This window comes from Flavobacterium sp. FG139 (assembly GCF_057809695.1).
In genome coordinates, this window is record NZ_JBMDKL010000010.1 from 14,148 (window position 1) to 28,780 (window position 14,633).

General features: G+C 34.8%; 15 protein-coding genes. 5 read left to right on the top strand and 10 right to left on the bottom strand.

Features of this window, described 5'->3' with window-relative positions; translation table 11 throughout:
• Nucleotides 1-11: 11 nt before the first annotated feature.
• Nucleotides 12-383 (bottom strand): ribosome silencing factor, encoded by a 372-nt coding sequence (gene rsfS, locus ACODSI_RS09765; RefSeq protein WP_488916662.1) that lies wholly within the window; start codon nucleotides 381-383, stop codon nucleotides 12-14.
• Nucleotides 384-476: 93 nt separating this feature from the next.
• Here rsfS and ACODSI_RS09770 point away from each other — a divergent pair, with 93 nt between their 5' ends.
• Nucleotides 477-1,208 carry a biotin--[acetyl-CoA-carboxylase] ligase gene (locus ACODSI_RS09770; protein ID WP_488916663.1) on the top strand — a complete coding sequence of 244 codons (732 nt, stop codon included), beginning with the start codon at nucleotides 477-479 and terminating at the stop codon, nucleotides 1,206-1,208.
• A gap of 50 nt (nucleotides 1,209-1,258) precedes the next feature.
• On the opposite strand, the gene ACODSI_RS09775 is transcribed toward ACODSI_RS09770, so the two are convergent.
• The gene (locus ACODSI_RS09775; protein WP_488916664.1) at nucleotides 1,259-1,651 is read right to left on the bottom strand and encodes an SRPBCC family protein; all 393 of its coding nucleotides are present in this window, start codon (nucleotides 1,649-1,651) and stop codon (nucleotides 1,259-1,261) included.
• A gap of 25 nt (nucleotides 1,652-1,676) precedes the next feature.
• Nucleotides 1,677-2,318, bottom strand: a complete 642-nt coding sequence (gene pyrE / locus ACODSI_RS09780) for an orotate phosphoribosyltransferase (protein WP_488916665.1) — start codon at nucleotides 2,316-2,318, stop codon at nucleotides 1,677-1,679.
• 7 nt (nucleotides 2,319-2,325) lie between these two features.
• Between pyrE and ACODSI_RS09785 the strand changes: the two genes are divergently transcribed.
• Together ACODSI_RS09785 and ACODSI_RS09790 are read left to right on the top strand one after the other, a co-directional pair.
• On the top strand, nucleotides 2,326-2,937 hold the full coding sequence (locus ACODSI_RS09785; protein ID WP_488916666.1) for an NUDIX hydrolase: 612 nt from the start codon (nucleotides 2,326-2,328) through the stop codon (nucleotides 2,935-2,937).
• Between the two features lie 66 nt (nucleotides 2,938-3,003).
• Nucleotides 3,004-4,347, top strand: coding sequence for a DEAD/DEAH box helicase (locus ACODSI_RS09790; protein WP_488916667.1), 1,344 nt, complete (start codon nucleotides 3,004-3,006; stop codon nucleotides 4,345-4,347).
• Between the two features lie 335 nt (nucleotides 4,348-4,682).
• Here the strand turns inward: ACODSI_RS09790 and coaD are convergent, their stop codons facing one another.
• From coaD to ACODSI_RS09805, 3 genes are read right to left on the bottom strand one after another with little or no spacing between them, the layout of a single operon-like run.
• A complete protein-coding gene (coaD, locus tag ACODSI_RS09795; RefSeq protein WP_488916668.1) occupies nucleotides 4,683-5,135 on the bottom strand; it encodes a pantetheine-phosphate adenylyltransferase in 453 nt (150 codons plus the stop codon).
• The gene (locus ACODSI_RS09800) at nucleotides 5,132-5,755 is read right to left on the bottom strand and encodes a zinc-ribbon domain-containing protein (protein ID WP_488916669.1); all 624 of its coding nucleotides are present in this window, start codon (nucleotides 5,753-5,755) and stop codon (nucleotides 5,132-5,134) included. The genes coaD and ACODSI_RS09800 overlap by 4 nt, the downstream gene beginning before the upstream one ends.
• 10 nt (nucleotides 5,756-5,765) lie before the next feature.
• Nucleotides 5,766-6,752 carry a D-alanine--D-alanine ligase gene (locus tag ACODSI_RS09805; protein WP_488916670.1) on the bottom strand — a complete coding sequence of 329 codons (987 nt, stop codon included), beginning with the start codon at nucleotides 6,750-6,752 and terminating at the stop codon, nucleotides 5,766-5,768.
• A gap of 81 nt (nucleotides 6,753-6,833) precedes the next feature.
• Between ACODSI_RS09805 and ACODSI_RS09810 the strand changes: the two genes are divergently transcribed.
• Both ACODSI_RS09810 and ACODSI_RS09815 read left to right on the top strand, forming a co-directional pair.
• A complete protein-coding gene (locus ACODSI_RS09810) occupies nucleotides 6,834-7,454 on the top strand; it encodes a PASTA domain-containing protein (protein ID WP_488916671.1) in 621 nt (206 codons plus the stop codon).
• A complete protein-coding gene (locus ACODSI_RS09815; RefSeq protein ID WP_488916672.1) occupies nucleotides 7,444-8,484 on the top strand; it encodes an RluA family pseudouridine synthase in 1,041 nt (346 codons plus the stop codon). The genes ACODSI_RS09810 and ACODSI_RS09815 overlap by 11 nt, the downstream gene beginning before the upstream one ends.
• Nucleotides 8,485-8,538: 54 nt before the next feature.
• On the opposite strand, the gene ACODSI_RS09820 is transcribed toward ACODSI_RS09815, so the two are convergent.
• The 4 genes from ACODSI_RS09820 to ACODSI_RS09835 form a co-directional block, all read right to left on the bottom strand.
• Nucleotides 8,539-9,618, bottom strand: coding sequence for an endonuclease (locus tag ACODSI_RS09820; RefSeq protein ID WP_488916673.1), 1,080 nt, complete (start codon nucleotides 9,616-9,618; stop codon nucleotides 8,539-8,541).
• 5 nt (nucleotides 9,619-9,623) lie between these two features.
• Nucleotides 9,624-10,838, bottom strand: a complete 1,215-nt coding sequence (locus tag ACODSI_RS09825) for an RsmB/NOP family class I SAM-dependent RNA methyltransferase (protein ID WP_488916674.1) — start codon at nucleotides 10,836-10,838, stop codon at nucleotides 9,624-9,626.
• Between the two features lie 146 nt (nucleotides 10,839-10,984).
• Nucleotides 10,985-12,976, bottom strand: a complete 1,992-nt coding sequence (locus ACODSI_RS09830) for a KUP/HAK/KT family potassium transporter (RefSeq protein WP_488916675.1) — start codon at nucleotides 12,974-12,976, stop codon at nucleotides 10,985-10,987.
• A gap of 102 nt (nucleotides 12,977-13,078) precedes the next feature.
• On the bottom strand, nucleotides 13,079-14,527 hold the full coding sequence (locus ACODSI_RS09835; protein WP_488916676.1) for a hypothetical protein: 1,449 nt from the start codon (nucleotides 14,525-14,527) through the stop codon (nucleotides 13,079-13,081).
• Nucleotides 14,528-14,633 lie beyond the last annotated feature (106 nt).

Consider the following 14,633-nt stretch of genomic DNA (forward strand, 5'->3'; position numbering starts at 1 on the left):
TTATAGTGCTTTTAGTATTTGTTTTCTAGTGTAGTGATTACGGCATCGCCCCAAAGGTCTTCGATGTTATAGTACTCGCGAATTTCTTTTTGAAATACGTGAACTACGATGCTCACATAATCCATCAACACCCATTCGGCATTGTCTGTACCTTCAACATGCCAAGGTTTGTCTTTAAGTTCTTTGGAAACTATTTTTTGCACCGAATTAACGATAGCATTTACTTGTGTATTGGAAGAACCGTTGCAAATCACAAAATAGTCGCAAACGGCTGTGTCTATTGTTCTTAAATCGAGAATGACGATGTCATTTCCTTTTACTTCTTCTATTCCTTTAATGATGCTTGTTAACAAAACATCGGTACTAACTGTCTTTTTTGCCATCTAAATTTTATATAATTTGCAAAGGTATCAAAATTTGTCATTATTTTTGATGCTTAACATAAGTTTAAATACTGTTTTACAAAAATAATTTCCATGAATGTAATCAAACTCGATGCCATAGATTCGACTAACGATTTTTTGAAAGAACTCTCCAAGAAACAAGTTGTAACTAACTTTACTGTGGTGGTTGCTAAAAATCAAACCAAAGGAAAAGGTCAAATGGGTGCTTCTTGGGATTCGGAATCGGGCAAGAACCTAATTATGAGTGTTTTGATTACCGATATTTTAAATAATACCGATGAGATTTTTCATTTGAATGTAGCGGTAGCTTTATCAGTGGTTCAAGTTTTAGAAGAGTATAATGTCCCAAAATTAAGTATAAAATGGCCTAACGACATTATGTCAGACACTAAGAAATTATGTGGCATTTTGATTGAAAACAGTTTTAAATCTGACAGTAAAATTGAATCGGTAGTTGGAATCGGACTCAATGTCAATCAAAAATCTTTTGAACATTTGCCCAAAGCTTCTTCTATGGCAGTTGTGATGCAAGAAGCATTTGATTTGGATGCCATTTTGAATCGAATACTATTTTATATTAAAAAGAATTGTAGTTTGATTGTTTCTCATCAAGAAACTACTTTGTGGAATGATTTTCATAAATACCTTTTTAAAATGAGTGTTCCCATGCCTTTTGAAGATGCCAATGCTAACCGTTTTATGGGAATTATTCAAGGGGTAACCTCCGATGGAAAACTGATGGTTCTTTTAGAAGACGATACCGTGAAAACTTATGGTATTAAAGAGATTCAGATGTTATATTAAAATAAAAACCACACTGTTAGGTGTGGTTTTTTTTATTTAAAATTATGAAATTACAATTTGTTCATATTGGTGGCAAGGGTTTCGATAAATTTTGAAATTGGACCTTTAATCATCATGGCCATCATGGGATTGAATTCTCCATCGAAATCTAATTTCACGGTGCTAGAATTTTCAGTAATAGCGTCTATAGTTGCTACTAAAGTAAAAGGCAATTTATCGCTTGCAGCGGCAAGATTAACTTTAGAAAAGGGAACACCTTCTTTCAATCGTAATTTTATTTCGGGCATGCCTTTTAATCCAAAGTTGAAAATGTCGTCACCAAGCACTTCAAACTTAGCAATGTTTTCGGGCATTAGTTTTTCAAAGTTTTTTACCTCAGATAAGGCATTAAATATATACTCAGCAGATTTTTCTACAGTAACTTTTGGGCTTTCTAAATTCATTATATCTAATATCTAAAATTTAATATCATACTTTCCAAGTTGATGGATTTTTGCGCCATTCTTGCAATGTTTTTTGTTCTTCTTCAGTGATGTATTGTTTTTCTACGGCTAATTCTAAAAGATGTTCGTAGTTGCTCAACGTATTCAAATTTACATTAGCATTTTTAAAATTTTCATCGGCTACATCAAATCCGTATGAGAAAATAGCTAGCATACCTTTTACATTAGCACCGGCTGCTTTTAGGGCTTCTACGGCCAATAGGCTGCTGTTTCCTGTTGAGATTAAATCTTCAACAACAACAACATTTTGTCCTTTTTGTAGAAAACCTTCCACTTGATTTTGTCTTCCGTGTTTTTTAGGTTCGGGTCTCACATACACAAAAGGCAGTCCTAATTCTTCTGCAACAAGTATTCCAATGCCAATAGCACCAGTAGCAACGCCAGCAATTACATCGGGTTTGCCGTAAATTTCCTCAATTTGTTTAGAAAATTCATCACGAATGTAATTTCTAATTGCTGGAAATGAAAGTGTTAGTCGGTTGTCACAATAAATAGGTGAGTTCCATCCCGAAGCCCACTTAAAAGGATTTGACGGATTCAATTTAATTGCATTTATTTGTAAAAGCAATTCGGCTGTTTTTTCAGCTGTTTCTTTATTAAAAATCATACTACAAATGTATAAAGTTTTTGTGAACGATAAACCACTTTTTTTAACAAATGAAGTCGCCAAAGAAACCGACTTCCAATTGTTCTTGCTTGAAAGTGTTGACATAGAACAGCTTATTGTTAAAATGTTCAACAATAAGATTAAGAAAGCTTATTTATACTATCCTGACGAAAAAGAAATTCTTAAAAAGGTTAAGGAAAAAATCCCAGTTAGTAAAGCAGGTGGAGGTTTAGTGTATAATAAAAAAGGTGACGTTTTATTCATTTTTAGAAATGGAAAATGGGATTTGCCAAAAGGTGGTACTGAAAAAGGCGAAGAAATTGAAGCTACTGCCATTAGAGAAGTTGAAGAAGAAACAGGTGTTGATCAATTAAAAATTACAAGGAAACTTCAAAAAACCTACCACATTTTTAAGCGCAACGGAAAATACAAACTTAAAATCACGCATTGGTTTGAAATGCAATCCGATTTTGAAGGAACGCCAATTGGTCAATTGGAAGAAGGAATTGAAAAGGTAGCGTGGCTGAATCCCGAGGAAATTAAGCAGGCTTTGAACAATTCGTATGAAAACATCAAGTTATTATTTATTGAAGAGAATAGTTTTCATTCGAATTCCTAGTATTTAAAATGCAATTAAATTCGTAATTCCGAATTTTTAATTCCGAATTGCATTTACCTTTGTGCCATGAATCAAAATCCACATTCGACCAATTTACTTTTAAATATAGGCATTGAACGTTTAAATGAAATGCAAGAAATAGCCCAAGATGCTATTTTAAACGATGCTAATGTTTTGTTGTTATCGCCCACAGGATCGGGTAAAACGTTAGCTTTTTTGTTGCCTATTTTTCAACTGTTGCTAGACGATTGTAAGGACGTACAATGTTTGATTTTAGTTCCATCACGTGAATTGGGATTGCAAATTGAACAAGTTTGGAAGAAAATGGGTACTGATTACAAAGTGAATGTGTGTTATGGCGGCCATTCTATCGATACCGAAATCAAGAATTTGTCGAATCCACCAGCTATTTTAATAGGAACTCCGGGTAGAATTGCCGATCATATTGATAGAGGTACTTTTGCTACAGATGCTATTCAGACTTTAATTTTAGATGAATTTGATAAATCATTGCAATTGGGTTTTCACGAGCAAATGTCGTTTATCATTTCAAGGTTAAATAAGTTAAATAAACGTGTTTTGGTTTCAGCCACATCCGATATTGAGATTCCGAAATACACTCGAGTGATCAACCCAATCGTTTTAGATTTTATCCCAACCGAAGAAGAGCGCTCCAATCTCTCTTTAAAAATGGTGGTTTCTCAAGAGAAAGATAAAATCAACGCACTTTTTAATTTGATTTGTTCCTTAAAATCAGAAGCGGCGATTATTTTTTGCAACCATCGTGATGCTGCCGAACGGATTAGCGATACGTTGAATGAAAAAGGAATTTACGCAACCTATTATCACGGTGGCATGGATCAAGACGAGCGTGAACGCGCTTTAATTCAGTTTAGAAACGGCAGTGTAAGTTATTTGGTTACAACCGATTTGGCTGCTCGCGGATTGGACATTCCCGAAATGAAACATGTTATTCATTATCATTTGCCTTTAAAAGAAGATGAATTTATCCATAGAAACGGACGAACTGCTCGAATGTTAGCTTCTGGAACGGCCTATGTTATTGCGCATGAAAGTGAGAAGAAAATGGAGTATTTAGATTATGGAATGGCAGTTTTGCATCTAGAAAATGCGACAACTTTACCAAAACCACCCGAATTTCAAACCATTTACATCAGTGGTGGTAAAAAAAATAAACTCAATAAAATTGACATTGTAGGGTTCTTTTCTCAAAAAGGGAAATTGGAAAAAGGTGATTTGGGTTTGATTGAAGTTAAAGATTTTATTTCGTTTGCCGCAGTAAAATCTAAAAAGGTAAAAGAGTTTCTTTCTAACATTCGCGATGAGAAAATGAAAGGTAAAAAGTTTAAGATTGAAGTGGCTCGAAAAGTGATTAAGAAAGAGGAATAAAACACAGATTTCACAAATTATCACAAATTCATTTGCGTTAATCTTATTATGTTCTAGATAAAAAACGAAAAGAAAAAGTTTAAGATTGAAGTGGCTCGAAAAGTGATTAAGAAGGAGGAGTAGAACACAGATTTCACATATTAGCACAAATTTATTTGCGTTGATTTTATCATGTTCTAGATAAAAAAAACGAAAGGAAAAAGTTTAAGATTGAAGTGGCTTGACAAGTGATTAAGAAGGAGGAGTAGGTTTCAGATTATTAGATTATTGGAGTTTTAGATTATTAGAAAAAATTAAATCCAACTATCGAGAAATCCAATAATCTAACCATCCATTTATATCCTCACCGAATCCGGAACCAAAACCGTATAATCACCATTATTTCTAATAACATCACGAACAATACTGGATGAAATGTAAGACGTTTTAGAAGCGGTTAACAGAAATACCGTTTCTATTTTTGATAATTTTCTGTTAGTATGTGCAATCGCTTTTTCAAATTCAAAATCGGCTGGATTTCGTAGTCCACGGAGTATAAAATCGGCCTTGAGTTTACGACACAAATCAATAGTCAAACCTTCGTAAGTAATTACTTTTACTTTAGGCTCATCTTTGAAAGCTTCTTCTATAAAGCGCTTTCGATCTTCCAATGAAAACATGTATTTCTTTTCGGCATTGATTCCGATAGCAACAATTACTTCATCAAATAAGGAAATTCCTCTTTTGATAATGTCATAATGACCATTGGTAATGGGATCAAACGATCCTGGGAATATGGCTTTTTTCATTTTTTTCTATGTATTGCAAATATTTTTTCTTTCTTGTAAGCTTCTTGAATTTCTTTTTTGGTCAATACTTCTTTTACAGTAGTATAATTTTTAGAAACATCGATATCATCAATTCCTATTATTTGATCTGTTTCATAATTATTATCGGTAAGATAAATGCTGTCTTTATTAATTTTATCTACTCTAGCTGAAGTGAAATGATCATCAGAAATTTTAATAGAATACACATCACCAACTTTTGGGTTTTTTATATACATTCTAGTATTCTTTTCTTCTTTTCTAATATCGTAAAAACTATAAAGAAAAAAAACTAACACTAAACTAACACCTGTATACATCCATATGGGAGCATGGAAAGGATATTTTTGGTTTTGATTTTGGAGCTTTTTTTTAATATCTGATGGTAAAAAATTCAGATATTCATAAGTCTTTTTACATGAGCTACATTCAGTTATTGTAGTTGTTCTGTTTAAAGGAAAAAAAGGAATCCATAAAATACTTAAATATTTAGCAAATACATTATATATAATATTTGTATTGCTTCCACAATTAGGGCAATCTATATTTTTAATTTGCCCATTTTTTATGTTGATATTTTTTTTTGTGAAGAAAATTAACATAAGCTAAATTTTACTTTTTCCAAATTGGTTTTCTTTCTAAGGCTAAACTAATTTCGTTATCCAACAAATCGCTCATAGCCATTTGAGCATGCGCAGCTTGTTGTGGAAAAATACTTTGTGGCGACAACCCTGGATTGGTATTGATTTCTATAAAATGTGGAATGTCGTTCATGACAATGAAATCGGTTCTTGAAAAACCACTCATTCCTAAAGCTTCATATACTTTTTGGGCAGTTTCTTCAATACGGTTTTTAATTTCTTCTGATACATTGGCTGGTGTAATTTCGTCCGATTTTCCTAAATACTTGGCTTCGTAATCAAAAAAAGCATTTTGAGACAGTATTTCGGTCATTCCCATCACTTTCGTTTCGCCTTTGTATTTCATAACTCCAACCGAGATTTCACGACCGTTAAGGTACGATTCTATCAAAATATCATTGTCTTCAGCGAAAGCAAAATCTAAGGCTTTTTCAAAATCATCTAAAGTGGAAACCATAGAAACTCCTAACGAACTTCCTGATTGGTTTGGTTTTACAAAGAAAGGCAAACCCAGTTGAGCCGCCACATCTGCGCCATTAATAACATCGCCTTTGCTTAAATAGATAGATTTTGCCTTAGGAATGTCAAATTTAGACAACACCGAAAGCGTATCTCTTTTGTTGAAGGTGAGTGCCGATTGGTAGAAATTGCATCCGGTATACGGAATCCCCAGCAACTCCCAGTACGCTTGCATGTGTCCGTCTTCGCCAGGCGTTCCGTGAATGGTATTTGAAATAACATCAAAATGAATCGTTTCAGTATCTTTTGAAAAACTAAAATCGGCTTTGTTTATAGGGTATTTTACGCCATCCACTAAGCAATACCATTCGTTTAAAAGAATGTGTACTTCAAAGATTTGGTACTTATTTTTGTCTAAGTTGTTCAAAATTAATTGACCACTTCGTAATGATATTACAGATTCATCTGAATATCCGCCCATAACAACAGCTACGTTCATTCGTTTTTATTTAGATTACAATACAAATTTAGTACAAATGTTGAAACTAAAAATTATATCTTTGCGATAAATACTATTTTTATGAGTTTTAAAAAATATCTAACAAGTAAAGTTTTTGTCGCTCAAATTTTAGCAGCATTAGTTATTGTTGGTGCTATCGCTTTTTTGTTTTTTCATTGGATAACGTTTATTACTAATCATGGTGATGAAATTACGGTTCCCAACTTGGCTAAAATGAATCCCGATCAAGTCGAACAGAAATTAGATGAACTTGATTTAGATTATCAAATTATTGACACGGTAGATTATAACCCGAAATTCCCTAAATTGACAGTAGTCCAACAAGAGCCAACCGCAGGTTCTAAGGTAAAAGGCGGCAGAACGATTTATATAAAATTGAATGCTTCTACCTTTAAAATGGTTGCAGTACCCGATTTGATTGAAAAAACCTATCGTCAAGCGGTACCAACCTTGAAAGCTGTTGGTTTGCAAGAAGGAACCATAAAATACATACCTTACATCGGAAAAGACATGGTTCTTGAAATGTGGATGAATGGCAAAAAAATAAAAGCAGGTACCAAAGTTTTAAAATCTTCTAAAATTGATTTAGTACTTGGCGATGGAAAAGTAGTGTTTAATGATACCGAATTAGATTCTATTCCTAATACAACACCAGCAGACACCATACCTAATGAACAATAATATAGATTTTCAGGAGCCCGAAGAAGAACTTTTTGAGCACCACAGGTTTGAAGTTCCTAAAGGACAAGCCATCACTCGAATTGACAAATACCTTGTAGGATTGATTCCAAATGCTACTCGAAATAAAATTCAAACGGCAGCTACCAATGGCGATGTTTATGTAAACGATTTACCCGTAAAGTCCAATTACAAAGCTAAACCGTTTGATGTAATTCGTATTTTATTATCGCATCCGCCTTTTGAAAATAGGGTAGATCCCGAAGATATTCCATTGGATATTGTTTATGAAGATGAGGCACTGTTGGTGATTAATAAACCAGCTAATTTTGTGGTGCATCCAGGTCACGGAAATTATACGGGAACCTTGGTTAATGCTTTGGCATTTCATTTTGAAAACTTACCGATGAACAGTTCGGAACGGCCTGGATTGGTACATCGAATTGATAAAGACACTACAGGCTTGCTAGTGGTTGCCAAAACCGAAGTAGCGATGACGCATTTGGCTAAACAATTTGAAGATAAATCAACCGAAAGAGAATACATTGCTTTGGTTTGGGGAAATGTTAAAGAGGACGAAGGTACTATTACCGGAAATATAGCACGTCATGTCAAAGACCGAATGCAAATGGCTGTTTTTGCCGATCCCGAAATTGGGAAACATGCCGTAACTCATTACAAAGTATTGGAGCGTTTTGGTTATGTGACTCTAATTTCGTGTAGGTTAGAAACAGGAAGAACTCATCAAATTCGCGTGCACTTGAAACACATTGGTCATACCTTGTTTAATGACGAACGGTATGGTGGAAATTTGATTTTGAAAGGAACCACTTTTACCAAATACAAACAGTTTATAGATAATTGTTTTAAAACGTTACCACGACAAGCACTTCATGCCAAGACGTTAGGTTTTATTCATCCTACGACTGGTGAAATGATGCGGTTTGATACTGAAATCCCAAAAGATATGGCCGATTGCATTGAGAAATGGCGCAATTATTCCAAGTCCAATGCATCTGAAGAAGAGGAATAAAAAAAGAGCTTTAGAAATTTCTAAAGCTCTTTTTTTATGATATAAATTATCGTTTTAGTTGATGATTACTTTCTTAGTTAGCGATTGCGTCCCATTACTTACTTTTAGGAAATAAAAACCTTGTGGTAAGTTTTCTAAAGTATAAGAATTGTTTTCAAAAACAGGTTTTTTAACTTCCATCATTAATTGCCCGTTAATGTTGATTAATTGAATAGTGTCAATATCGGCATTGGTATCAATGGAAATTTTATGATCGTTAGTTGGATTGGGATAAACTGAAACAGCCGTTGAGTCGAATGTATTTGTTTTTAAATAAGCACCCCAAATTTGAGCTACATATTCTGGATGATCAACAAATGGATTTCTATTTCCTTGTGCATTGTAAATAGCATTGTTTCTCGTAATTTCTTTTTGGCTTACAGGATCGGCTAAGTGCCAGCTGTACAATAAATCCAAATACCATTGTTCAAAAACTTTATCACTGCTGCCATCTAAAACAGTATCACCACTTGGGTCGAGTGTTTGCCAAGAGCTAATTACGTTTTGGTAGCAAGTCGCCACATAAAAATAATTACGAGCAAAATCACCTTTAAATTGATCCGCTGGTTCAAATACATTGATGCTGTAAGGGTAGTTTGGCGTTACACACGAACCGATTCTCCAACCATTTCCAATGTTGTTAGTAACCGATGGATTAACAGTAGCATAAGCTAAATTTCCGCGTAAACCATTGTCTTTTTTATCCGATGGCATTACAATGAACGCGTCCGAATACATCGGATACACTTGTCCGCCAAACCAACTTTTAGGAAAGGTATGTTCTTTATTAAAGCGTTGGCATTCGGCTGTTCCTAAAGTTCCGTCGTCTTGTTGCCCACCATTGGCTACGGTTCCAAAAACAAAATTACAATTAGAATAAATCTCCCAAACATAACCATCAGGTCGAGCATCCGAAGTTTGAAACAAATTCCACAATCCCGACCCGTATACCAATGTAGTATGCGGACTAACAATGTTGTACAATTGCGTTTTTAAAGTAAAACCGGTTCCAGTTGCGCTATTGTAATAGCCATTTGGAATTTGAGCAAAGGCAACAAAATGGCAAAGTAGTACTAAGTAAATATATTTTTTCATGTGATTTAAGGTTTGCGTTCTAAAAGAGCCATATAAAATCCGTCAAATCCTGATTGTGAGGCAAGTATCTTAACATCTTTTACAAAGGTAAAGTTTTTTCCGTTTTCAGTAGTCAAAAACTTTTTAACTTGTTCTTGATTTTCTGAGGGTAATACAGAGCAAGTAGCATACACCATTTTACCACCTGGTTTTACTATTCTAGAGTAACTTTCTAGAACTTCGGCTTGTACTTTACGGATGTTATCAATGAATTCGGGTTGTAATTTCCATTTGGCATCCGGATTTCTTTTTAAAACTCCCAATCCGCTACAAGGTGCGTCAATCAATACTCTATCGGCTTTTTCATAAAGTTTTTTAATCACTTTGGTAGAGTCGATAATGCGGTATTCGATATTAAAAGCACCGTTTCTTTTGGCACGAAGTTTTAGTTGTTTTAATTTGCTTTCATACAAATCCATCGCAATCAATTGCCCTTTGTTTTCCATTAAAGAGGCCATGTGCAATGTTTTTCCACCAGCACCAGCACATGTGTCTACTACACGCATTCCAGGTTGTACATCAAGAAAAGCGGCTACCAATTGAGATGATGCGTCTTGAACTTCAAACAAACCTTCTTTAAACGCATCTGTTAAAAATACATTAGCACGTTCTTTCAATACTAACGCCTGAGGTTGGTCTTTTAAAAACTCCGTTTCAATGTTCAAATCCATCAAAATGGCATGCAATTTTTCTTTAGTAGTTTTTAAGGTATTAACCCTTAAAATTACTTGCGCTTGTTTGTTTTGTGCGGCTATTTCTTTAGTCCAAAGGTCTTCTCCTAATTCTTTTATACCAATCTCATCCATCCAATCTGGAATGGATTCCCTCATTTTTCTGATTTTAGACAACTCATCAAATCGTCCTTTTATTTTGCGTTCTGGTGTTCCTTCTAATTGTCTCCAATCGGGAATTGGGTACCCACGTAATACGGCCCATACGGCAAAAATGCGCCACAAATCGTCTCTGTCAAAAGGTTCTTTGACACTAGCAATTTCAGCATATAATCGTTTCCATCGTACAATTTCGTAGATGGTTTCGGCAACAAATTTTCTATCGGAACTTCCCCAACGTTTGTCTTTTTTCAGCGCTCTTGCCACCATTTTATCGGCATATTCACCTTCGTTAAAGATGGCGTTTAGGGAATCGATAGTGGTATAAACTAAATTTCGGTGTAATCTCATTGTATAAAATATCTTCGTTCAATTGGGACATTGTCCTTGAATCAGCCTGCAAAGGTATTGCTTTTTTATATAAAGAAAAGAAGTATTCTTAAAAACGTTTTCGAAATTAAGAATACTTCTTTTTAAAGAGGGTTATTTTTTAGAAATTAATGACTGCCATGTGAGTCAATTCGTTTCATATCGATAATTTCGGGTGGGTGTAATACCATTGGAAATTGTTCTACTTTAACGGAACTACTGTCCAAACCAAATCCTTTTTCTTCCGATAAACTGAATTTTTTCATGAAGAAATAAGCATTCATAACAATGTTTTCAAAGAACGTTAAATCACTATCGTTAGAAAGGAATTTTTCTGAAAGCACAAATTTGAAATCACCAATAATATTGTTTTTATTCAAAGATTCATAACGACTGGTAATATCAACTTCACCTTTACTCACCATATCTTTAATAACTTCTTTCAGCATTAAGTTGATTTTGGTAGGTTCTCTAAATCCAAGATAGAAGTCTACGCGGTATAAATCGTCTGGAATAACTTCGGTAACTTTAAATTCTTTTTTATAAGGTTCACTCAAAATATTTACGTGAACAAACCAATACAAATCGGCTCTTTTTGGACGTTTTTGAAGAATCGAATACATTACTTTTTCCTCAATCTCATCAGATCGATTGGAGTTGGTCATGTAAACCAAATGCGTAGCATATTTCGGAATGGATAAATCGACACTCAATTCGGCCAGTACTTTTTTATAGGCATCAATCTTAACCATTTTAGTATAGTTCTTACTGATTTTCTTAGCCAAATACCATGTTGACATAACGCCAATTAACACTATAGCAATGAATAATGTTACAAAACCACCGTCCATAAATTTAGTGATGTTGGCTGCTAAGAAACTAAATTCGATAGTTAGATAGATTAGGATAAGTGGTGCAATAAAATACCACTTTACTCTTTTCATGATTAAATAATAGTTCAATAGGATGGTAGTCATGATCATACACAATATAATCGCTAAACCATAGGCATGCTCCATATTGCTGGATTCTTGAAAGTGCCAAACGATTCCAACACATCCAAAGAATAGCAACCAGTTGATGGATGGGATGTATAATTGTCCTTTTACATCGGTAGGAAATTTGATTTTTACTTTGGGCCAAAAGTTCAATCTCATGGCTTCGTTAATTAAAGTAAACGAACCACTAATTAAGGCTTGAGAAGCAATAACAGCAGCTAATGTTGCCACAACAATTCCCACTGGTTTGAACCATTCCGCCATTATTAAATAGAATGGATTGGTATTGTTAGCACCAAGTTCAGACAATTTACTTCCTTCGTGTAACAGTAAATAGGCGCCTTGACCAAAGTAATTTAAGACTAGCGTAGTTTTGACAAAAATCCAACTGATGCGGATGTTTTTTCTGCCGCAATGCCCCATATCAGAGTACAACGCTTCAGCTCCAGTTGTACATAAAAAAACAGCTCCTAATATAAAAAAGCCTTGATCGCTAACATCACTAGTTAATAAATTATAAGCATAGTATGGGTTTAGGGCTTTAAAAACTTCAAGATTGGTTACCATTTGGATAACTCCCAAAACACCCAGCATGGAAAACCAAACCAACATCATGGGAGCAAAAAATTTACCTACTAGTTTGGTTCCGAATTGTTGAATGGTAAACAACACAAACAAAATAGAAATAACAATAGGCACTGTTGGAATATCTGGTTTAAAGATGCGTAATCCTTCTACAGCAGAAGAAACAGAAATAGGCGGTGTAATGATACCATCTGCTAAAAGTGCACTTCCTCCAATGATAGCAGGAACAATTAGCCACTGAATTTTAGTTCGTTTTACTAAAGCATATAGCGCAAAAATTCCACCTTCTCCATGATTGTCGGCGCTTAGTGTGATGATTACATATTTTAATGTAGTCTGTAGCGTTAACGTCCAAAAAATACAGGATAAGCCTCCTAAAATTAAATCTTTAGTAATAACACTGTCACCAATTATAGAATTCATTACATATAGAGGCGATGTACCAATATCTCCATAAATAATTCCCAGTGTAATAAGTAATCCAGCCGCAGATAATTTACTGTGAAGATGCTGATGGCTATGACTATTTGAGCTCATAATATTTTGTTAAAAAAGAGTACAAATGTATTACTTTTAAAGATTTTAAATAAAAAAAGCATCGAAAATTTTCGATGCCTTTTAGTTTAGTATGATTATAAATTATCTTCTGCCGCCACCAGCGCCTCTGCCGCCACCGCCGCCAGTAGATTGTCCTCCAAAACTTCGGCTTCCACCACCACTAAATCCGCCACCATTTCCTCTTGGTGAAGCACTTCCACCACCATAATTTCCTCCTGAACTTCTTGGTGATGAACTTTCACCGCCATAGTTTCTAGGAGAAGTACTTCCGCCACCGTAACTTCTTGGCTCACTTGCAGCACCATATCCTGAATTTCTTGGCGATTCACTTGTATTTCCTCTTGGGGAAGTATACACTGAATTATTTTCAGAAGCACGAGGTGTACTGTATGTAGTACTTCTAGGAGAATCGTTTGAATTTGATCTCGGAGAAGTGTATACCGAATTATTGTCTGATGCCCGAGGCGTACTGTATGTAGTACTTCTAGGAGAATCATTTGAATTTGATCTTGGAGAAGAATATACGTTAGCATTGCTTTCAGAAGATCGTGGCGTACTGTAGGAATTAGTTCTTGGAGAATCTGTTGCACTTCCTCTAGGTGAATCGTTAGAAACGGTTCTTGGATTTGAAATGGCGTTGTCTCTAGGACTTCCTAATGAATTACTTCGTGGTGCATCATTGTTGTTTCCTCTAGGGCTTGCATCCGAATTTCCTCTTGGGTTGTCAAAGTTTCTAGGACCTACTTGACCAGAATTTCTTGGGTTGTCGTTGAACGCTACATCGTGTCTTGGTCGAGTTTGATCCAATTCATATCGGTTTGAAAAGCCAGAATTTCGACGTTCAAAAGAACGGTTTGGATATTCTCTTTCATAATAATTTCCTCTTCTTCCATAATAATTGTTGTAGGCCCATTCACATCGTCTGTAATTCACATAATTGTATCGGTAATTAAAATTGATGCACAATCCGATATGGTGTCTGTAACGAAATATTGGACACGGATTCCATGCATAATAATACGTTGGATAATATCCCCAATACCATGAAGAGTAGTATGGACGGTAATTTGGAACCCAGAAATAATTGTAAATTACGGGTACACTTACATATACTGGTTCGTATATGTAGTTTCTTCCATACATATACACATCACCAACCACTTGAACTTGCATGCGATTGTTGTTGTCTTTTTCTACTTCAACGGTAGCCACATCTTGGAATTGATTTTGACCCAAAACGGCTTGAATCACCACTAAGTGTACGTTTTTCTCTACCGATTCAATCACACGTAAATAGTCCACTTGATTGTCGTTGTTCAAATCTAAGTTAGATATTTGTGTTTTTGGATCATTTAACCTGAATTCGAAATCGGCTAAATCTTTAGAATCTCCAAAAATAGAAGCAACCGCTCTAAGATCGAGATTGTCACTAACTTCAGAACTTGTAGCATTAACAGTAGTTCTGTCTTGTGCAAATGAATTTACTAACAGCAAACTCATAAATGACGAAAGTAATATTTTAGTTTTCATAATACAAAGTATATAGGGTTCATAATAGTATTTGAAAGGAACAAACCAATTTCTGTGCCAAGAATGAACCATTCACATATCATTAACATAAAATTAAGTTGTATTT